The sequence below is a fragment of the Arthrobacter sp. MMS18-M83 genome (assembly GCF_026683955.1).
Lineage (GTDB): Bacteria > Actinomycetota > Actinomycetes > Actinomycetales > Micrococcaceae > Arthrobacter.
Genome location: NZ_CP113343.1, coordinates 1,081,130 through 1,100,572 on the forward strand (window position 1 = coordinate 1,081,130; position 19,443 = coordinate 1,100,572).

Annotated in this window: 18 protein-coding genes and 1 riboswitch; of the genes, 7 read left to right on the plus strand and 11 right to left on the minus strand. The window is 63.8% G+C overall.

Annotated elements, in window-relative coordinates; genetic code table 11:
• The 3 genes from OW521_RS05180 to OW521_RS05190 form a co-directional block, all read right to left on the minus strand.
• Entirely contained in the window at positions 1-777 is a 777-nt protein-coding gene (locus tag OW521_RS05180; protein WP_268023513.1) for an ABC transporter permease, read from the minus strand.
• The gene (locus OW521_RS05185; RefSeq protein WP_268023515.1) at positions 774-1,712 is read right to left on the minus strand and encodes an ABC transporter ATP-binding protein; all 939 of its coding nucleotides are present in this window, start codon (positions 1,710-1,712) and stop codon (positions 774-776) included. Before OW521_RS05185 ends, OW521_RS05180 begins: the two co-directional genes overlap by 4 nt.
• Positions 1,713-1,817: 105 nt before the next feature.
• Positions 1,818-3,254 (minus strand): YibE/F family protein, encoded by a 1,437-nt coding sequence (locus tag OW521_RS05190; RefSeq protein WP_268023517.1) that lies wholly within the window; start codon positions 3,252-3,254, stop codon positions 1,818-1,820.
• 196 nt (positions 3,255-3,450) lie between these two features.
• Between OW521_RS05190 and OW521_RS05195 the strand changes: the two genes are divergently transcribed.
• Positions 3,451-4,728 (plus strand): DDE-type integrase/transposase/recombinase, encoded by a 1,278-nt coding sequence (locus tag OW521_RS05195; RefSeq protein WP_268023191.1) that lies wholly within the window; start codon positions 3,451-3,453, stop codon positions 4,726-4,728.
• Between the two features lie 111 nt (positions 4,729-4,839).
• Here OW521_RS05195 and OW521_RS05200 read toward each other — a convergent pair whose 3' ends face one another.
• The 4 genes from OW521_RS05200 to OW521_RS05215 form a co-directional block, all read right to left on the minus strand.
• Entirely contained in the window at positions 4,840-6,213 is a 1,374-nt protein-coding gene (locus OW521_RS05200; protein ID WP_268023519.1) for an FAD-binding oxidoreductase, read from the minus strand.
• A 202-nt stretch (positions 6,214-6,415) separates the two neighbouring features.
• Positions 6,416-7,390, minus strand: a complete 975-nt coding sequence (locus tag OW521_RS05205) for a GNAT family N-acetyltransferase (RefSeq protein ID WP_268023521.1) — start codon at positions 7,388-7,390, stop codon at positions 6,416-6,418.
• A 2-nt stretch (positions 7,391-7,392) separates the two neighbouring features.
• The gene (locus OW521_RS05210) at positions 7,393-8,778 is read right to left on the minus strand and encodes a glycine--tRNA ligase (RefSeq protein ID WP_268023523.1); all 1,386 of its coding nucleotides are present in this window, start codon (positions 8,776-8,778) and stop codon (positions 7,393-7,395) included.
• 82 nt (positions 8,779-8,860) lie between these two features.
• The gene (locus OW521_RS05215) at positions 8,861-9,943 is read right to left on the minus strand and encodes a DMT family transporter (protein ID WP_442781214.1); all 1,083 of its coding nucleotides are present in this window, start codon (positions 9,941-9,943) and stop codon (positions 8,861-8,863) included.
• A gap of 24 nt (positions 9,944-9,967) precedes the next feature.
• Here OW521_RS05215 and OW521_RS05220 point away from each other — a divergent pair, with 24 nt between their 5' ends.
• Entirely contained in the window at positions 9,968-10,198 is a 231-nt protein-coding gene (locus tag OW521_RS05220; protein WP_268023527.1) for an RNA-binding S4 domain-containing protein, read from the plus strand.
• 67 nt (positions 10,199-10,265) lie between these two features.
• Here the strand turns inward: OW521_RS05220 and OW521_RS05225 are convergent, their stop codons facing one another.
• Positions 10,266-10,919: an alpha/beta hydrolase gene (locus OW521_RS05225; protein WP_268023529.1), complete on the minus strand. Its 654-nt coding sequence runs from the start codon at positions 10,917-10,919 to the stop codon at positions 10,266-10,268.
• A gap of 69 nt (positions 10,920-10,988) precedes the next feature.
• Here OW521_RS05225 and OW521_RS05230 point away from each other — a divergent pair, with 69 nt between their 5' ends.
• Complete coding sequence (locus tag OW521_RS05230; RefSeq protein ID WP_268023531.1) at positions 10,989-11,831, plus strand: SGNH/GDSL hydrolase family protein; 843 nt, start codon at positions 10,989-10,991, stop codon at positions 11,829-11,831.
• 66 nt (positions 11,832-11,897) lie between these two features.
• Positions 11,898-12,293, plus strand: a complete 396-nt coding sequence (locus tag OW521_RS05235) for a hypothetical protein (RefSeq protein ID WP_268023533.1) — start codon at positions 11,898-11,900, stop codon at positions 12,291-12,293.
• Here OW521_RS05235 and metX read toward each other — a convergent pair.
• Positions 12,280-13,416, minus strand: coding sequence for a homoserine O-acetyltransferase MetX (gene metX, locus OW521_RS05240; protein WP_268023534.1), 1,137 nt, complete (start codon positions 13,414-13,416; stop codon positions 12,280-12,282). The genes OW521_RS05235 and metX overlap by 14 nt on opposite strands.
• A gap of 13 nt (positions 13,417-13,429) precedes the next feature.
• Positions 13,430-13,545, minus strand: a riboswitch (SAM riboswitch).
• 214 nt (positions 13,546-13,759) lie between these two features.
• On the opposite strand from metX, the gene OW521_RS05245 reads away from it, so the two are divergent.
• Both OW521_RS05245 and OW521_RS05250 read left to right on the plus strand, forming a co-directional pair.
• On the plus strand, positions 13,760-16,177 hold the full coding sequence (locus OW521_RS05245) for a S8 family peptidase (protein WP_268023535.1): 2,418 nt from the start codon (positions 13,760-13,762) through the stop codon (positions 16,175-16,177).
• 176 nt (positions 16,178-16,353) lie between these two features.
• The gene (locus tag OW521_RS05250; RefSeq protein ID WP_028266517.1) at positions 16,354-16,992 is read left to right on the plus strand and encodes a VOC family protein; all 639 of its coding nucleotides are present in this window, start codon (positions 16,354-16,356) and stop codon (positions 16,990-16,992) included.
• Positions 16,993-17,092: 100 nt separating this feature from the next.
• Here OW521_RS05250 and OW521_RS05255 read toward each other — a convergent pair whose 3' ends face one another.
• Entirely contained in the window at positions 17,093-17,857 is a 765-nt protein-coding gene (locus OW521_RS05255) for a CPBP family intramembrane glutamic endopeptidase (protein ID WP_268023538.1), read from the minus strand.
• A 100-nt stretch (positions 17,858-17,957) separates the two neighbouring features.
• Between OW521_RS05255 and OW521_RS05260 the strand changes: the two genes are divergently transcribed.
• On the plus strand, positions 17,958-18,638 hold the full coding sequence (locus OW521_RS05260) for a histidine phosphatase family protein (protein WP_268023540.1): 681 nt from the start codon (positions 17,958-17,960) through the stop codon (positions 18,636-18,638).
• 9 nt (positions 18,639-18,647) lie between these two features.
• Here the strand turns inward: OW521_RS05260 and OW521_RS05265 are convergent, their stop codons facing one another.
• Positions 18,648-19,439: a DeoR/GlpR family DNA-binding transcription regulator gene (locus tag OW521_RS05265; RefSeq protein WP_268023542.1), complete on the minus strand. Its 792-nt coding sequence runs from the start codon at positions 19,437-19,439 to the stop codon at positions 18,648-18,650.
• Positions 19,440-19,443 lie beyond the last annotated feature (4 nt).

Here is a 19,443-nt window from a genome sequence, read left to right on the forward strand (position 1 = left end):
TCAGACACGTTTCGTGTCGCGGCGGAAAGCCAACGCAGCCCCGGCCACGAAGATCACGAGCCAGAGAACCACGTTGACGATCCACGCCCAGTCGAAGGTGCCGGTGATGGGACTCCGGGCCAGTTGCCCGATCCCGTATGCGGGCGTGAACTTGGCGATGTTCCCGAAGGTCTCCCCCATGATCTCGATCGGCATGAACAGTCCACCGAGCATGGCAAGGATGGCCAGGGCCGGGCCGAGGATCTGCATGACGTTCTGGCTCGGCATGAGGTATCCGACGAACAAGCCGAGGGCCGCGAAGACCAGGGAGCCCAGCCAAGCTACCAACCCCGCTGTCAGCCAAGTCTGCGCGTCCATGGTGACCCCGGCGAGGGCACCGATGACGAATTGGGCGACGACGGCAACGAGGGACAGCGTCAGCGCGGCCAGGGCTTTCACTGCGATGTATGCACCGGGCAGGAGGGGCGTGAGGCGAAGCTGGCGGCTCCAGCCTTGGGCGCGTTCCACTGCCACTTGGCTGCCCGCGCCCGTGGCAGCGGTCATGGCCGCGTAAACCGTCAGGCTGATGAGGATGTACTGGCCGTAGCTGTGCCCGTTGGGCAGGAGCTTGTCTTTGTTGGACAGGCCGAAAATGAAGAAGAAGACGGCCGGCATGAACACCGTGAAAATGATGGTCCGGCGGTTCCGGAGCATCCGCTTGATCTCGATCCAGAGGAACGTGCGGTTGACCCCGCCCGCGGACGGCTTCCGGTCCTGGATGACTGTTGCCGCGCTCATACGAGGTCTCCTTCAAAAGTGATGCTCGTGGATTCCGGTGCGGCGTCGTCTCCAGTGAGGGCGACGAAGGCCTCCTCGAGGTTGTTGGCTGCCACCTCGACGTCGTGCGCCCCGGTGTTGTTCAGCAAGTAGCGGACGACGGCGTCCGAGTCGCCGGTGCGGACGGTGAGGCGCCCGCCGTCGTAATCCATGCTTTCCACCGGCGGCATCCCGGCGAGCAGCCCGCGCTCTATTGCAGGAAGTGAAGCCTTGACGGTGCGGCCGGAGGCCAGGTTCTTGATTTGGGCGGCGGTACCGTCGGCAACAATGCTGCCCTGCCGGACCAGGACAATCCTGTCCGCATAGGCGTCGGCTTCTTCGAGGTAATGGGTAGCGAAGATGACGGTCCGTCCGCGCAGTGCGTCGGCCCTGATGGCGCTCCAGAAGTCGCGCCGCCCGGCGACGTCCATGCCTGTAGTGGGCTCGTCCAGGATGAGCAATCCAGGATCGGAGACGAGCGCCATGGCGAACCGCACGCGCTGCTGCTGGCCGCCCGAGCACTTCTCGACCTTGCGGTCCGCGATCTCCAGGATGCCCGCCCGGGCCAGGACTTCGTCCACCGGGCGGGAGGAATCGAACATGGCTGCGTTGAGCTGCACGGTCTCGCGGACGCTGATGTCCCGCAGCAAACCGCCGGTCTGCATCACGGCTGCCACCTGGCCGCGGGCTATCGCACCCCGGGGAGTGTGCCCGAAGATGGAAACGCTTCCCTGGTCCGGGGCGCTCAATCCGAGGATCATGTCGATAGTGGTGGTCTTGCCCGCCCCGTTGGGACCGAGGAACGCCACCACCTCCCCCGGCTGCACGGTCAAGTCCAGGCCGCGGACGGCGTGGACCTTCCCGAAGCTCTTGTGCAGTCCGGCTGCGTGGACGGCCGGCACACTCGTTGTTGTCATGACGCTCCTTGGCTGATGGTTTGCTCCACTACCCATCAAAGCCTGGATCCGTGGACCATGCCCGGGCGTGTGTCACCAATGAGGGATGACAAATGTCATCGAGAGCTAGCGACGTTCTGCTTCCCTGCGTGCCCGCCTGGTCATGACGACGGCGGCGAGCTCGCCTGTGTCGAACGATTCGAAGGCGTCCGCGGACTCTGCGGTTTCAAGCTCACGAACGTTGCCGTCGTCGTCAGCTGCTTGCGGACCCGCGGCGTCGGCTGCCGCGAGCCGCCTGGGACCGGTCGCCTTGACCACCAGGACCGCGATCAACGTGGTCACGGGGATGGCCAGCACCAGGCCGATGGAGCCCACCAGCGTCCGGATGACTTCCTCGGACAACTCTGCACTGGTGAGCGCATCTACCAGCGGGCGGTCGTACAGCATGACAATGATCAGGATAGGAAGCGCGGCGCCAGCGTAGGCAAAGGCGATGGTGTAGACCGTGGAGGCGATGTGGTCACGGCCAATCCGCATGGCGGACGTGAACAGCGTGCGGGCACTCGTCTCAGGCGCGAGTTCATAGAGTTCCCACACGGCCGAAGACTGGGTGATGGTGACATCGTTCAGGACGCCTAGACCGGAGATGATGAGCCCGCACAAGATGATCCCGGAAATGGAGATCTTGTCCGACATGTTCACCAGCGCAGCGGCGTCATGGCTGCCGACTCCGGTCAGGTTGGCCGCGTCTGTGGCCCAGGCTGCCAGCAGCGCCGTGATGCTGAGGCCGAAGATGGTGCCCAGCAAGGCGGTGGATGTCCTGGCCGAGAAGCCGTGGGCGAAATAGAGCACCCCCATCATGATGGCGGTGGAGCCAACCAACGCCACGAGCAGTGGCGGCTTGCCCTCCACGAGTCCTGGAAGCATGAAGCTGACCAGCACCACGTAGGCTCCGGCCAGTCCAAGCAGCGCCCTGAATCCGCGCCAGCGCGCGACTGCGATGACCACCACTGCGTACAGGATCGCCAAGAGGGCCATGGGCACGTTCCGCACGAAATCCAGGAAAACGTACGACGGCGAGCCGTTGCCCGCCGCTGCGCCCTGCACGCCGGAGAGGTTCAAGTACCGGATGCTATCCCCGACTTTCACGCCGTGGGATTTCGCGACGTCAGGGTTGATAACCACCTTGACGGGACTGCCGCCATTGTCCGGCTGCGTGGACGCGAAGGTGCACTGGGAACCTTGCTGCTGCGCACCGTTGCTTTGGTCCGTCCCCGGAGCCTGGGCACCTTGGGCTTGCGCACCTTGGGAGCAGTTCTCCTGCGTGACGGCTTGGATCTTGCCCGTATCGAACGTCACGCCCGGGGCAGCCTGGTAGGGGCTCGCGAGGGATATGCCGGCCTTGCTCCCCGACGGCCACATGACCAGCATGGCAACGATCGTGAGCGCGGCAAGCGGCGCCAGCACGGCTACGAGGAGCCAGTTGGCCCGTTTGCGCGCCACCAGCGCCTGTGGGCTTGGCGCCAAGTGTTCCGTGTGACCGTGTGAATGACCGTGACCCATTAGCTGCAAAACCTCATGCCTACAACCCTACGTGGGCCGGCGCGGCGTCCCACCCAACTGACTGGCAGTTGTTGTCGTTTTGAGCCGTCAAAACGACTGTGGAGTCTCATGACTTAATGGACACTTATGTCTCATGACTTCGTGGACAGTGTGTCTCAGGACCTCGTAGACAGACGGGGCGGGTTTGCTCTGGTTCATGAGCAAACCCGCCCCGAAGATCAGTGTCCGTCATGCCGTTGCTACGTGGCCGGCCGATGCGCCACGCGGTGCCGTGAGCGCGTTCTGCACCGAACACGGTGTCTCGCGTGCCTGGTTCTACAAGGTCCGCACGGCGGCCGGACGCGTCGGGCCGGTGAAGGCCCTGGAGATCAAGCGCCCGGTGCCGTTGACCAGCCCGAAAGCCACGGCACCGGCGATGGTCGAACTCCTGCTGGCCACCCGGGCGGATCTTGAGGCCAAGGGGCTGGATCACGGCCCGTTGTCGGTAATCGCAAAGCTGTCCCGGCAAGGCTTCGCCCCGCCGTCCCGGGCGACGGTGGCCAGGATCTTCGACCGGGCCGGTGTCGTGGTGCCCGAGCCGCGGAAGAAGCCCCGCAGCGCCTACCAGCGGTTCGTCTACCCGCAACCGAACGCGTGCTGGCAGATCGACGCGACCGAGTGGCGGCTGGCCGACGGGAAGACCGTGGCGGTCTTCCAGCTCCTCGATGACCACTCCCGCCTGGCCCTGGCCTCCCTGGCGGCCACCGGGGAAACGAGCGAGGCCGCGATCGCCGTCGTCGCCCTGGCCATCGAACGCCACGGCGTGCCGGAGAAATTCCTCTCCGACAACGGCGCGGCCCTGAACCCGACCCGCCGCGGACGCACCGGCGCACTCGTGGAGTTCCTCAAATCCCACGGTGTGGAACCGATCACCGGCAGACCGGGCAAACCCACCACCCAGGGCAAGAACGAACGCTTCCACCGCACCCTGCACCAGTACCTGCACCGCCAGCCGCCGGCCCCGTCGATTCCCGTCCTGCAAGCCCAGATCGATACCTTCGACCACTACTACAACACCGAACGCGAACACCAGGCCCTGCCCGGGGCCCTGACCCCGCAGGAAGCCTGGGACGCGACCCCGAAAACACCCGCACCGGCCCTCCCGGAACCCGCCATGACCGTCCCGGCACCGGCACGGAGCACGCAACGGCTCGTCAGGAACGACGGCCGCGTTACCGTGCTGGGAACCGCGTTCAACATCGGCCAGGACCTGGCCGGGAGCACCGTGCACATCGTTTACGACCACGCCGAGATCATGTTCTTCGACACCCGCGGCACCGAGATCACCACCCACCCCCTGCCTGTCAAAGGCACCCGCTACGTCGGCAACGGCAAACCCTCAGGCATCGCAGCAGACCCCGCCGGAGCACGCCGGAAACGGACACGCTACCCGCGCCTCAAACCACCCACGGACGAAGTGTCCACGAAGTCATGAGACATCAACCGTCCACAAGGTCATGAGACATGAACTGTCCACGAGGTCCCGAGACATGACAAGCCGTCAAAACGACAACTACTGCGAGCCAGTTGGGCTTGGTGCTGGGGTTCAGGCGGGCTTGATGTTTTGGTTCACGTGGAAGAGGTTTTCTGGATCGTATTTGCCCTTGATGGCTTGCAGCCGCTCGTAGTTGACCCCGTAGTTCTCACTGATCCTGCCCTGATCATCACCGTCCATGAAGTTGATATAGCCTCCCGGCGAGGAGTACGGGCGCAATGCCGCGGAGTAACTGCGGACCCAGTCGATATTCGCCGCGTTGTCTGCGGGGTCGTTCCACATGCAGGCGATCACCGGAGAGAACTTGACGCCGCGGTTGACGAATGCGGTGTCCGTCTGGCCCACGCGTTGCACCGCACCGTCGATCGGGTAGACGTGGACGGACGTCTGCACGCTCGGAACTTTGCTTCCGTACTCAAGATGGGCCGCAATGGCGCCGTCGTTGAGCTCGGAGAGGAAATCCGCTTTCCAGTAGGCCTGCATTCCTTTCGGAAGCAGCGGATCAAATGCCGAGTTGAGTGCCGGGTACGGCATGGGCCCCACCAGCGAACCCGCCACGGGGGCGACATCCAGGAACGGCTGCCAGCGGGCCGGTCCTTCTCCAGGATCACCGGTCCACATGCCAATGACCACGCAGACTGGTTTTCCGTGCCACTCCTCCGGCAGGAACGGTACGGGAGGCCCTTGGTGGAAGCCCAGGAACGCCCCGAATTCCTCAGGGGCAGTGTCCATGTAGTCGCGGTAGAACTTCGCAACGGTCTCAGCGTGCTCCATGCCGTAGATGATGATCGCAGCGTGGACCATGTCCACGGGGTGCAGCTTGTACTCCAGGGACGTCACTACTCCGAAATTTCCTCCGCCTCCCCGCAGCGCCCACAAAAGATCCTCGTTCCGGGTCTCGCTGACGGTCACGAACTTGCCGTCCGCTGTCACCACGTCAGCGGAGATCAGGTTGTCACACGACAGTCCGTGCTTGCGGGCAAGATAGCCGATGCCGCCACCCAGGGTCAGGCCTGCGATGCCGGTGGACCCCACGATCCCGCCGGTGGTGGCCAACCCGAAGGCATGGGTGGCGTGGTTGAAATCTGCCCAGGTCGTTCCCGCTTCGGCACGGGCTGTACCGGCTTCGGGGTCCACACGCACTCCGGTGCGGTTGACGAAATCGATGACAAGGGCATCGTCCCAGGTCCCGAAACCGGGAGCGCTGTGGCCGCCGCCGCGGATGGCCAAGGGCAGGGAATTGTCCCGGGCGAAATTCACGCTTGCAATGACGTCCGCTACCTGGGCCACACGGACAACCCCTGCCGGACGTTTGTCGATCATCCCGTTATAGACGGCACGGGCGGAATCATAGTCAGGATCGCTTGGGGTGACGAGTTGCCCACGGAGCTGTTCTCGCAGTCCGTCCAGGGCTGTTCCATTCATGGGTGTTACCGCCGATTCTCTTCATGAGACCGGAATAGTTCCACCCGCCGCTGCCCCACCAGACCAACGGCCGGGGCTTACGTCGTCATGCCTACACCCAGGGCAGCGGCGGCGTCAAGGGTTCACCCAACTGACTGGCAGTCGTTGTCGTTATGAGGGCTCACAACGACAACAACTGCGAGTTAGTTGGGCTAGCCGCCAGCTATTCGCTGACTACCAACGTGTCCGGACCACGGAGCTTCGCTTTGCCCAGCTCGAGCAGCGGATCCACGACTGCGCGCACAGCCGTCATGGAATCGTCCACTTCAAGGAGCACCGGATGCTGGTAGGCAATAAGCGCCAGCAAATCACGGACTGCCTCGCGGGCCTCGTCATCCTGCAAACGCGGTTCGTGGCCCAGGAACACTTCCGAGGGTTCATCCGAGCTGCCCTGGGCATAGCTGATGGCGAAGGCCTGCAACTTGCCCTTGCGGGTGGCCGGAACGCCCGAACCAAAAGCACTGGCCTTCGGAGCGCGCAGCACGACGGCACCGTGCGCCCCCGTCAGCTCGTCAAGGAACAGCCGCTGCACCGTGGGGATGCCGAGTTCGCCCGGGCTGTCCCAGTGGTGGACTGCGGTGTAGTACCGGCCGACGAGGTCGCTCAGTTCCACGGATCCCGTGGCGAGGTCTTCAATCTGCTCGGAAGCCGCTTCCTCGGAACCGTCGCCAAACACCGGAAGCCTCAACGGCTCCGGATCCACCACCACAAGCTGTGAGCGCTGGATGGGCGCGAGCCCTGCCCACTCGGCGAAAGCGGCACCGGAAGTGCCGGGCTCCACCTTGCTGCGCAGCTTGGTAACCCCCGACGGCGACTGTTCGGCCTCGCGTCGCAGCATGGTGAGGAGCGTGGCCCCTATCCCGCTCCGGCGGTGATCCTTGGCAACCTCGATGTAGGCCCAGAGGCGTTCCGGGTGCAGGGAAGCTTCGTGGACCACGCCGGCAGCCACCGGGATGCCGATGCCGTCAACAACGTCTTCCGCCACGATGCACCGGCGCCAAGGCTGGCCTTCGCCGCCGTTGCCCGATGGCGCCAGTGCTGGCCGGAACTGCTGGACCGGCAGGGTCTCTGGCCCACCCCACATTTCCAGGAGCGCCAGATCGTCGCCATCACGCCATTCGCGGTACTCGATTGACACGCTTAAGCGCCGATCAGTCGTGCGGCCAAGTAGCCCTCAACCTTGTCGAGCGAGACGCGTTCCTGGCTCATGGTGTCACGCTCACGGATCGTGACCGCCTGGTCGTCAAGGGTGTCGAAGTCCACTGTGATGCAGAACGGAGTACCGATCTCGTCCTGGCGACGGTAGCGGCGGCCGATTGCGCCGGCGTCGTCGAAGTCGATGTTCCAGTTCTTGCGCAGCTGGGCGCCCAGGTCCTTCGCCTTCGGGGACAGATCCTCGTTCCGGCTCAGGGGAAGCACGGCTGCCTTGACGGGGGCAAGTCGCGGGTCGAGCCTCAGGACAGTGCGGACGTCGACGCCGCCCTTAGTGTTGGGGGCCTCGTCCTCTGTGTAGGCGTCAATCAAGAAGGCCATGAAGGAGCGGGTCAGGCCGGCCGCGGGCTCGATTACGTACGGGGTGTAACGCTCATCGGTGGCCTGGTTGAAGTAGCTCAGATCCTGGCCTGATGCTTTCGAGTGAGTGGTCAGGTCGAAGTCGGTCCGGTTGGCGATGCCCTCGAGCTCGCCCCACTCGGAGCCCTGGAAACCGAAGCGGTATTCGATGTCCGTGGTGCCTTTGGAATAGTGGCTCAGTTTGTCCAGAGGGTGCTCGAAGAAGCGCAAGTTCTCTGGCCGGATGCCCAGATCGGTGTACCAGGACATGCGTTCCTTCATCCAATACCGGTGCCATTCCTCGTCCGTGCCTGGCTCGACGAAGAATTCCATTTCCATCTGCTCGAACTCGCGGGTACGGAAGATGAAGTTGCCCGGCGTGATCTCGTTGCGGAAGGACTTGCCGATCTGGCCGATGCCGAACGGCGGCTTCTTGCGCGACGTGGTAAGTACGTTGCTGAAGTTCACGAAGATTCCCTGCGCGGTTTCCGGGCGCAGGTAGTGCAGGCCTTCTTCGCTGGTCACCGGCCCGAGGTAGGTCTTGAGCAGGCCGGAGAACTCCTGCGGTTCGGTCCATTCGCCACGGGTGCCGCAGTTGGCGCAGGCGATGTCCTTGAGGCCGTTTTCGGCCGGACGGCCCTTCTTTTCCTCGTACTCTTCTTCGAGGTGGTCTGCGCGGTAGCGCTTGTGGCAGGAAAGGCACTCGACCAGCGGGTCCGAGAACACCTCCACGTGGCCGGAAGCTTCCCATACCTGGCGCGGCAGGATCACGGAAGAATCCAGGCCAACAACATCCTCGCGGCCACGGACCACGCTCTGCCACCATTGGCGCTTGATGTTTTCCTTCAACTCGGCACCCAGGGGGCCGTAGTCCCACGCAGAGCGGGAGCCACCATAGATTTCACCGGCCTGGAACACGAAGCCCCTCCGCTTGGAGAGGGAAATGACCTGGTCGAGGACGGATTTTGCTGCCATGGGTACTCCAATGTTCTACAGGGCCGCTGGGTGCGGTCCGCGGTTGTGCGCGAAGGTAGTGCTTTGCAGGAAGCTGCGTGTCCTAGCCTACCGGCCTTTGGCCGCTGTCCTTCTTCCGGGATTGGCCTGCCTGCCCCCGGACGGAACCGCGGGAAGCGAGCGCACCCCTCGGCCAAGGCAACGTGGCCACGATAATGGCGGACAGCGTCAACAAGGTGCCGAGGACCGTGGGCAAGGCCACCACCGTTCCGGGTGCCGGGACGACCAGGTCCAGCGCGAGCGATCCGAGCAACTGCCCGGCGATCATCCCCAGCCCCGTCACCAGGACACCCAGGCTGCGGACCAGCAAGGCCGCGAGCCCGATGAAGACGCACCCCATGGGCCCGCCCAGGTAGTACCACCATTCAGCAGGCAGGGCGTGGCCGGGACCTACCAGAAGCAGTTTGATGAGCCAGGCGACCCAGAGGATGACTGCTCCGGCGACGAAGTTCACCAGAGTGGCGGCGATGGGGCTGCCGTAATGCACGGTCGCTGTGCCGTTCATGGCTTGCTGGAAACTCATGAGGCAGCCCGCCACGACCGGCAACAGGATGGGGAGCACCAAGGATCCGACGTCGGTGGCCGCCCCGAGGCGCGGCGAGACGGCCCAGACGACGGCGGCAATCGTCAGGACGCTACCGAGGATCCGGACACCGGTGATCGAACGCTTGCCGCCCGGCCCGATGCCGAGCCGGTCCACGAGCAGTCCGCTAAGGGTTTGACCCGTCACTGCGGCGACCGTGAAGAGGGCCACCCCGAGCAAGCCAACGGTGAACGATTGGGCAAACACGAAAAGGGCGCCGATCCCGCCTGCCAGGACGTAGAACCGCGGGAAGCTGCGCTCCTTGAGGGCGGGCAGGATCTGCCGCAGGGCGGCGCGGCCCTTGGGGACCGCCAGTCCGATCGCGGCGATCAGTACCAGCCCGGTGGTGAAGCTCACGACGGCGGCCGCGATCCCGTCGTCGAGCGTTGCTCCCAGCGCCCCGTTGATCCGGCCCTGAAGGGGAATCACAAGTCCAGTGGCCACGGCAAGTAGCAGGCCGGTGAGCAAGGGAAGGGAAGTTCGGGAGGTACTTCGGGAAGTACTTCGGGAGGCAGGGCGGGACGATGGCGGCACTTTCACCACCCTACTTCAGGCATCATTGCTTGTATGAGCAACCCGGAAATTCAAGAAATCCCCATCCGCGACGACATGATCCGCCTCGGCCAGCTCCTGAAGCTCGCCAACCTGGTGGAGGACGGCGTGGAGGCCACCGAGCTCATCAAAAACGGGCTGGTCAAAGTCAACGGAGAGATCGACGATCGACGCGGCCGCCAGCTCCATGCAGGCGACACTGTGACCGTCAACGGACAAACCGTGCGGATCATCACGGAGTCCTAGGCAACGCGGGGTCACTTATGGCCCATTACGTGCCTCAGAATGGGCCATAAGTGACCCCGCGTTGCTTTCAGAGGGACGTGAGGACCTTGTGCTCCAGGAATTCGCCCACGTGGCCGATTTCCTGCTGGTTGATGCCGTGCCACATGCCGGTGTAGAGCACCTTGGTAAGGTCCGTGTGCTTCCGGACCCACCCTATGGTGTATTCGATCTTGTCCGGGGTAATGACTGGATCCTGCTGGTCCCTTCCCCAGAAGAGCGGCACCGAACCGTCCAGTTCGGCGTCGCGGAACGTGGGGTCGGCATCGGCGTCGACCGCGAAGCCTGAAAGCCCGACGACGGCGGCAAAGTCCGCCGGCCGCTGCCGGAGCAGTGAGGTGGCCATAGCCATGCCCATGGAGAACCCGAGGAGCGTCACCGAACTGTGGTTGGACTTGAACGGGTCCAACCAGGAAAACACATACTCGGCTGCGGCCTTGACGGCGTCGAGCGAGTAGTCGATGGACGCAGTGAGCGGGAACCACGTGAAGCCCGGGCCGGTGGCGATCGGGGCGCGGAGCGAGGCGACGACGAACTCCTGGGGCAGCAGGCTTGCGAGGCTAAAAAGGTCTTGCTCGTTGGATCCATAACCGTGCAACAGGACCAGCAACGGCTTTCCAGCCCGTTCCTCCTCTTCGTGGGACCACAAAACGACCGGGGCGGGAAAGGCGGAAGCTTGACTCATGGGACTATTCTTACAGTTACCCATGAGTAACAAGCTACGGGCGCGTAGCGTTGCAGCAAAAGGCGGGATATGGACGTGAGTGACACTGATTCCACGGTGGGGCATGGCTCGGATGAGCGGATTCATCCGTGGACCCGCTACGTGGCTTTGGGTGATTCGTTTACCGAGGGCATCGGCGACCCCGAGCCCAACAGTCCGGGCGGACATCGCGGCTGGGCTGACAGGGTGGCCGAGGAACTGAGCCGCGGTCACAGCGATTTCGCCTACGCCAACCTGGCGATCCGGGGGCGCCTGCTCCAGCAGATCGTGGACGAACAACTTGGCCCGTGCATGGACCTCAAGCCGGACCTCGTAAGCATCTCCGCAGGCGGCAACGACCTCATTCGTCCCGGTGGCGATCCCGATGCCCTGGCCGAGAAACTCGACGCCACGGTACAGACCCTGAGTTCCGAAGGCGCCACCGTGGTTCTATTCAACGGCCCGGACACCGTGTCGTCGGTTCTTGGGCGGATCCGCGGCAAGGTTGCCATCTACAACGAGAACCTGCGGACTGTAGCCGCACGCCATGACGCCGTGGTGGCGGATATGTGGTCCCTGCGGCAACTTTCCAACTCGCAGATGTGGGATGAAGACCGCCTTCATTTCTCGCCACTTGGCCACCACACGATCGCCACCATGGTCCTCGATTCCCTCAACGTTCCGCATAATCTCGAGCCGCTCCAGCCCAAGCCGCTCCCACAGCGCAGCTGGCGGGAAGCGCGCTCCGGCGACTTCGTGTGGGCACGGGAGTATTTTGTTCCGTGGGTCATCCGCCGGATCCGGCACCAATCCTCCGGCGACGGGATCCTGCCAAAACGCCCGACGCCGGGACCCGTCTTCGGTCCGGCCGACTCCGTTTTGCCCCGAAACTGACGGAGGACCAGGACGCTGCCACAGGGGCCGGGGATAAGCTGGAGAAAGACCTAGGAGGCCTCCACCGTGAACAATTTGATCTTCTGGATCATCGTCTGCTCTTGGCTAATTCCCATGGGGATCCGCATGTACAACCGTTCGCGCCAACGTAGGATCAGGGACTTCCCTCCGCAGAATTACCCAGGACAGAACTACCCTGGTCAGAACTACCCGGGCCCTCCGCAGAACTACCCCTACGGATACCCGGAGCAACCCCCGGTAATCATCCCGGCTGAGCCGCAGCCTCCGGTGGCGACGCCCGCACCACAGGCCGCTCCGCCGTCGTCGGCCATTCCCCAGCCGGACACGGCACCCCATGGCTACCGGGCCCGGAAACTTGCCGAACTGGACCAGCAGTACAGCGACGGGAAAATTGCCATGGAGGACTACATGAAGCTCCGCCAGGAGATCATGAACGGCTGATTCGGCCGAAGAAGGCCTCCCGCAGTTGGGGGCCGAGCTGGCCGATCTCAGTGAGGAACCCGTCGTGGCCGATGGGCGCTTCGATGACGTGCACGCAGACGTCGCCGGGCAAGGCCTTGGCCAGTTCGTGGGATTGCTCCGGAAAGTAGAGCCGGTCCGAGTCCACCGCGGCAACAAAGAACGTGGCAGTGGCCACGGACAGGGCATCCTCCAGGGCACCCCGGCCGCGGGTGATGTCGTGGCTCATGAGCGCCTCGGTGATGGCGATGTAGCTGTTGGCGTCGAAGCGCTGGACCAGTTTGCTTCCCTGATGGTCGAGGTAGCTCTCCACCTGGTACCGGCCCCGGTCCCCCAACGCGGGAGCCTGGAGGGGCGCTTCACCGCCCTGTGCATTCCGGCCGAAGCGGAAATCCAGTTCTTCCGCTGAGCGGTAGGTGATGTGGGCGATCCGCCGGGCGAGGGCCAATCCCGCCTCGGGCGCGCGCTGGCCATAGTAGTCACCACCGTTGAAATCGGCGTCCTGCCGGATGGCGAGCGTCTGGGCCTGCGCGAACGCGATCTGCTCGGCAGTGCTGTACGCCCCGATTGAAATCACGGCACATCGCTTCACGCGGTCCGGATAGCTGACCGCCCATTCCAGGGCACGCGCACCGCCCATGGATCCGCCCACCACCGTGTGCCAGCTATGGATCCCCAAGGCGTCGGCCAGCCGGGCTTCCGCCGTGGTGCTGTCCCGCAGCGTCACCAGCGGGAAACGGGAACCCCACGGCTTGCCATCGGGCGCGCTCGACGACGGCCCGGTGCTGCCGTAGCAGCCTCCCACGATGTTGACGGAGACGACGAAGTAGTGGTCCGTGTCAATGGTTGCCCCGGGTCCAACGAGTTGCTCCCACCAGCCTTCTTCGTCGCTTTCGCCACGGGCCACATGCGTGCTGCCGGTCAGGGCATGTTCTACCAGCACGGCGTTAGAAGCATCCGCGTTGAGCCGCCCCCACGTCTCGTACGCAAGGACGACGTCCGGGAGAAAACCTCCGGCCTCCAGTTCGAGTCCACCCACGGAAACATACTTGAGCTTTCCGTCCTGGGTGCCGGAAAGGGGTATGGCTGTTGCAGCAATTGTCATTCGTTGACACCTCACATCGCGCTTGCCCGCCGCCAACAAAGCGAAGGGCCAGGTCTTCACCCGGGGCACCCCACCGCGAGAGGAGGGTTGCCGGCCAGCAAGCCGGGGCTGTCACTGGCACTCATGACCTAATACAAAGAGTCTAGGAAAACCGGACCCCTTCTGACGAAGATTATGACATCTATGTGACACTTGGCCGCGTTTTGTTCATGGAAGCGGGCCCGGAGAGGCCAGTTACCGAAGGGGAGCATGATGCGCGTGTGACTCGATAGAATCAGGTACGGCAGTCTGCATATGGTCCATGCCAACAACACGCAAGGCAATTTCAATCTCAGGAGGATCCATGCGCTTCGCCCAGCGCCTGGCCATAGCTACAACGGCGCTCCTGATGGTGCCTCTGGGCTTATTACCACCAGCCGCGGCCCAGGCCGCACCCGCCCGGCAGGCCAGCGTTGAAACGAACCCGTCCAGCGACGTCAGCGTGGACTCACTCGAGCCCGACACGACCGCCGGCGAAGCGCGCTACATTGTGCGGTACACCGACGGGTCCGATGTTGCGGGAGAGACGGCATCGTTGCGGTCTCAAGGCGTCCGTGTTGGGAAGACGTTCTCACATGCGGTCAAGGGCGCAGTCGTGGCGGCCACCGCCCAGAAAGCCGCAGAATTGTCCAGGTCCGCCGGTGTTGCTGCCGTCGAACGTGACACGCCAGTGAGGATTGACACTACGCAGGACGGTGCTCCTTGGGGTCTGGATCGCAGCGATCAGCGCACGCTTCCCTTGTCCGGAACCTACACGCCCCCCGCCAGCGGCGCAGGCGTCGCCGTCTACGTGGTTGATACCGGCGTGCTGGGAACCCACGTGGATTTCGGCGGACGAGTGACATCGGGATGGAGCGCCTTCGCCGGGGAACCGGCTACGGATCCGTGCACCAGCGCTCCAACGCCGGAGGCTGGTCACGGTACTCATGTGGCTGGCATCGCCGCGGGAAGTACCTATGGTATTGCCAAGTCGGCAACGATCGTCCCGGTTCGTGTCCTCAACTGCAGTGGCGGCGGAAATGCCTCGGACGTCATCGCCGGCCTGAACTGGGTGGTGCAGGATCATCAGGCCCACCCCGGGCAGCCTGCCGTCGCCAACCTCAGCCTGTCGGGCGACCCGAACCAAAGCCTGGACGCCGCCGTGCAAAATGCCATCGACAATGGCATCACCGTGACCTTGGCCGCGGGTAATTCGAGCGTCGACGCCTGTACCTTGTCCCCAAGTCGTGTGCCAGCGGCCATCACAGTGGCCGCCACCGATGCATTTGACCGACAGGCTACCTTTTCCAATTTTGGTTCCTGTGTCGATTTGTACGCACCAGGGGTTCAGATCACCTCCGACTGGAACACGTCGAACACTGCCACCAACATCCTCCAAGGCACGTCGATGGCGGCGCCCCACGTGGCGGGGGCCGCCGCCATGCTCCTCTTCCTGCACCCCTCATGGAGCCCTGCGCAGGTGGCTGCGACTTTGACGTCTTCAGCCACGCCGGGGGCAATCGCGGCTCCCGCAGGGCAGGGAACCCCGAACCGTCTTCTTTACGTAGGCCCAAGCGACAACAACGGGGCCGTTGTGTCGGCCGGTGGCTTCGTCTCCCGTGCACCGTACCGTGTTCTGGATACCCGTGACGGTACCGGCGGAGTCACCGGGCCAATCGCGCCCGGACAGACCGTCAGCCTCACCGTCACAGGCCGGGGTGGAATCCCTGCCACCGGCGTCTCCGCCGTCGCCATGAATATCACAGTCACCGCCCCGACGGCGGCCGGCTACATCACCGCCTACGCCGGAGGGACCGCCAAGCCTGATACCTCCAACGTCAACTACGGACCAGGACAAACCGTCCCCGACTTCGCCATTACCCCCGTCGCCGCCGACGGAACCGTCTCCTTCACCAACAGTTCCAGCGGCACGGTCCAACTGATCGCCGACACCTCCGGCTACTACCTCGCCGGCACGCCCACCCAGTCCGGAACATTCAAATCCCTTGACGTGCCGCGGAGGCAGCTGGACACCCGAAACGGCACCGGCGCCATCAACGGACCGATCGGGCCCGGGCAGACCATCAAGGTGAAGCTCGCCGATGGCGGCTACGTTCCCACCGGCGTCTCCGCCGTCGCCATGAACATCACCGTCACCGCACCGACCGCCGCCGGCTACATCACTGCCTACGCCGGAGGGACAGCCAAGCCTGGCACTTCGAACGTCAATTACGGGCCGGACCAGACCGTCCCCAACTTCGCCATCACTCCAGTCTCCGCCGACGGAACAGTTTCCTTCACCAACAGCTCCAGCGGCACTGTCCAGCTAATTGCCGACACTTTCGGCTATGTCATCGGCGGCGCCGCTCCCAGCCAGCCGGGCGCGTTCGGAGTGCTGGTCCCGCCACAGAGGCAGTTGGACAGCCGAACCGGGGGCGGTCCCGTCGCCCCTGGACAGACCATCAGGGTCCAGATCACGGGTCAGGGCGGCGTTCCCGTCTCCGGAGTCTCTGCTGTGGCTCTCAACATCACCGTTACGGAGCCGACATCAGCCGGCTTCATCACCGCCTTCGCCGGCGGGACGGCGCCCAATACCTCGAACTTGAACTACGGGCCGGGCCAGACGGTCCCCAATTTCGCTATTACGCCCGTCGGGGCCGATGGCACGGTGAGTTTCACGAACAGCTCAAGCGGCACCGTCCAGCTCATCGCCGACACTTCGGGTTACTACCTCGCCGGCTGAGCCGCCAGGCGGCCGTTCCCAAACGGCATTGCGGGCTCCGGAAGCTTTGTGACGAACGCAGTATTTTTCCGTCCTCGCCCGTCCCGAAGTGACTCTGAGCTGCCTTTTCGATACATCCCACCTTGGTTAGGCTTGACTTAGCTGAGAGCTCCATCACAAAGTGCCAAGATGAAGCCATGCGCATGGATCACGTCTCTTACGCTTGTGAACGAGATGGCCTCTTGGCCACCACCGAGCGGATTTCCGCAGCATTGGGAGTGGACGCAGTCCGGGGCGGAGTGCACCCGCGCTTCGGTACCCGGAACATGATCATTCCCCTTGCTGACCACAAATACCTGGAAGTTGTCGAGGTCCTAGACCACCCGGCATCCGACAAGGCACCCTTTGGACAAGCCGTCCGTGCACGCTCCGCCGCAGGAGGTGGTTGGATGGGCTGGTGCGTCGCTGTGGACGACCTGAGCCCGTTCGAACAACGGCTCGGACGCGCCGCCGTCCCCGGCAACCGCAAGTTTCCGGACGGCCGCGAACTCGTCTGGTCGCAAATCGGCATCCTGGGGCTCATCGCCGATCCCCAGGTCCCCTACTTGCTCCGTTGGGAAGGCGACCCCGCGCTTCACCCGTCCCTCGTCTACCCAAGCGACGTCAAGATGTCCAGCCTCACCATTGCTGGTTCGGCGGAGCGGGTCACCGAGTGGCTCGGGGAACCCGTGGAGAAACCCCTTGAGGACGTTGCGGTCCAATGGATGGCTCCCCACGGAACGCCTGGAATCATGTCGGTAACGTTCGAAACCGCCAACGGAGCCGTCACCATCTGACGGATTATCGGGCTGGGAAGGCCCTCAAAACTTCGGCCGCCATGGGCGGGTGCCAATGACGTCACCCGCGATGGCGGCCGAATCCTTTTAACGGCGCCGCCTACCCAAGCCCGATCGCCTTGCCGAAGATGCTGAAGCCGACGAATGCCACGATGTCCAGGAGTGCATGCGCCACCACGAGTGGCATGACCCGTTTGGTCCTGGTGTAGATCCAGCCGAATACCAAACCCATGACCGCGTTGCCGATGAAGGGCCCAAAGCCTTGGTACAGGTGGTAACTGCCGCGCAGGATCGCACTGAGCCCGATCGCCAGCGGCGTGCTCCATCCGAACTTCCCGAAACGGTCCAGGAGGTAGCCCACCACGATGACTTCTTCGACGACGGCGTGCCGCACCGCGGACAGGACCAGTACAGGCACTGTCCACCAGTAGGAGTCCAGGCCGCTGGGGATGATCGCCGTCGTGATCCCCAAGGCGCGGCCCGCCGCATAGAGGCCCAGCGACGGGATTCCGATCAGCGCGGCGAGACCCAGTCCCTGGAGCCCGTCGCGGCCCGGGCGGGCGAAGTTGAAGCCCAGACGCGTGAATCCCGAAGCACTCTCTGCCGTTTGGCGGTGGATCGACAGGAAGTAGAACACCAGCACCACGGGGACCAGGGCGAAGGCAATATCGAGCAACTGGTACGTGAGATCGAAGTACTCACGGGTGTTCTGGGAACGATTGAGGGTGGAGGTTGCTTGGGACAGGGGCGCCCGAGTCATCTTGTCCAACAACTGCACCACTGAGTACACGGCCGATTGGCCCAGGGACAGGCCAAGGACTATCAGCACTTCGGCGCGCAGCCGGCGCGTTGAGGCAAGGAGCATGCTCCTATCTTGCCTGCATTTGGCTGATGTTTTCCCGGGAGTTCATTCTCCGGGGGTCGCCTGCACGGCAGGGGCGGCAGCGGACCCTATGCTTGGTGGGATGAGCGCGCCAGCACGAATCTTCATGATCCGGCACGGCCAGTCCGCCGCCAACGCCGACACTTCCATCTACAACCGTGTCCCCGACTACCGCATCCCGCTGACGGAGCTCGGGGTCGAGCAAGCCAGGGCCGCGGGTGAGGAGCTGCGCAAGAAGCTCGACGGCGAGCCCGTGTGCGTTTACGTCTCGCCGTACCTCCGGGCATACCAAACTCTTGAGGCATTGAATCTGGGCAACCTCACGGAAAGGGTGATCGAGGAACCCAGGCTGCGTGAACAGGACTGGGCCAACTTCCAGATCGCCGGAGACATCGGGGACCAAAAGGAGCTTCGCAACCTCTACGGCCACTTCTTCTACCGGTTCCGGGAAGGCGAATCAGGTTCCGATGTCTACGACCGCATTTCGTCCTTCATGGAAACCCTGTACCGGCATTGGGAAAAACCCGATTACGCGCCCAACACCCTGCTGGTGACCCACGGCCTCACGATGCGTCTTTTCTGCATGCGGTGGTTCCACTGGTCGGTGGAGTACTTCGAGTCCCTCAACAACCCGGGCAACGCGGCGCTACGGACCCTTATCCTCAACGATCAGGGCAAGTACGATCTCGACACACCGTTCAGCCAATGGGTGCAGCGCAGCACGGACGAAACCGTGCTGAACGCTCCACCGATGGTTTTCTGACGGGCACAGCTACGCGTCCTTCGCCACGATCACTTCGGTGCCGCTGGCTTCGAATGCGGCCTTGTCCTCGGGAGTGATCCCGGAATCGGTGATGAGCCGGCGGAAATCGTACCCGGCCATCGCCGCGAACGCGCGCTTGCCGATCTTCGTGGAATCGGCGAGGACATAGGAATCCGTGGCACGGCGCGCCATGACGGTATTCACCATCGCCTCGCCCTCGTCCGTGATGGTGGGGCCGATCTTCGGATCAACCCCGTTGACGCCGATGAAGGCGATATCCAGGGCAACCTTCTGCATGATGACATCGGTGTAGGGCCCCACAAGTTCGTAGGAACGCGGGTTCAGGATGCCACCGGTGACCATGATCTTGATGTTGGGGCGCACGGCAAGCTGGGCGGCGATATTGATGGCGTTGGTGACCACCGTCAGCATGGGCCGGTTGGAGGGTGCGTTCAAGTCTTCGCGGGTGGACAGGACTTGGGCCAGGGCCGTGTTGGTGGTCCCGCCGCTGAGTCCGATCACGGCCCCGGGCACGATGAGTTCCGAAGCGGCCAGGGCAATCTGCTGCTTCGCCTCCGCGTGGTCATCCCTGTTGTAACGCCCCGGGAGCTCGTAGGACACTGATCCCGTGGTTGCACCGCCGCGGGTACGGCTCAGGAGGCGTTGCTTTGCGAGGCTGTCGAGATCACGGCGCGCCGTGGCCGGTGAGACGCCCAGGCGGGTCACGATATCCTCGACCTCAACATGCCCTGACTCGGCGAGGAGATCAAGGATGGCTGTCAGTCGATCGTTGCGGGTCATCACG

What these genes read in the sequence shown, in the direction of transcription:
- OW521_RS05180 (WP_268023513.1), bottom strand. Translation starts at nt 777, where the DNA reads ATGAGCGCGGCAACAGTCATCCAGGACCGGAAGCCGTCCGCGGGCGGG.
- OW521_RS05185 (WP_268023515.1), bottom strand. Translation starts at nt 1,712, where the DNA reads ATGACAACAACGAGTGTGCCGGCCGTCCACGCAGCCGGACTGCACAAG.
- OW521_RS05190 (WP_268023517.1), bottom strand. Translation starts at nt 3,254, where the DNA reads ATGGGTCACGGTCATTCACACGGTCACACGGAACACTTGGCGCCAAGC.
- OW521_RS05195 (WP_268023191.1), top strand. Translation starts at nt 3,451, where the DNA reads ATGAGCAAACCCGCCCCGAAGATCAGTGTCCGTCATGCCGTTGCTACG.
- OW521_RS05200 (WP_268023519.1), bottom strand. Translation starts at nt 6,213, where the DNA reads ATGAATGGAACAGCCCTGGACGGACTGCGAGAACAGCTCCGTGGGCAA.
- OW521_RS05210 (WP_268023523.1), bottom strand. Translation starts at nt 8,778, where the DNA reads ATGGCAGCAAAATCCGTCCTCGACCAGGTCATTTCCCTCTCCAAGCGG.
- OW521_RS05220 (WP_268023527.1), top strand. Translation starts at nt 9,968, where the DNA reads ATGAGCAACCCGGAAATTCAAGAAATCCCCATCCGCGACGACATGATC.
- OW521_RS05225 (WP_268023529.1), bottom strand. Translation starts at nt 10,919, where the DNA reads ATGAGTCAAGCTTCCGCCTTTCCCGCCCCGGTCGTTTTGTGGTCCCAC.
- OW521_RS05230 (WP_268023531.1), top strand. Translation starts at nt 10,989, where the DNA reads ATGGACGTGAGTGACACTGATTCCACGGTGGGGCATGGCTCGGATGAG.
- metX (WP_268023534.1), bottom strand. Translation starts at nt 13,416, where the DNA reads ATGACAATTGCTGCAACAGCCATACCCCTTTCCGGCACCCAGGACGGA.
- OW521_RS05245 (WP_268023535.1), top strand. Translation starts at nt 13,760, where the DNA reads ATGCGCTTCGCCCAGCGCCTGGCCATAGCTACAACGGCGCTCCTGATG.
- OW521_RS05250 (WP_028266517.1), top strand. Translation starts at nt 16,354, where the DNA reads ATGCGCATGGATCACGTCTCTTACGCTTGTGAACGAGATGGCCTCTTG.
- OW521_RS05255 (WP_268023538.1), bottom strand. Translation starts at nt 17,857, where the DNA reads ATGCTCCTTGCCTCAACGCGCCGGCTGCGCGCCGAAGTGCTGATAGTC.
- OW521_RS05260 (WP_268023540.1), top strand. Translation starts at nt 17,958, where the DNA reads ATGAGCGCGCCAGCACGAATCTTCATGATCCGGCACGGCCAGTCCGCC.
- OW521_RS05265 (WP_268023542.1), bottom strand. Translation starts at nt 19,439, where the DNA reads ATGACCCGCAACGATCGACTGACAGCCATCCTTGATCTCCTCGCCGAG.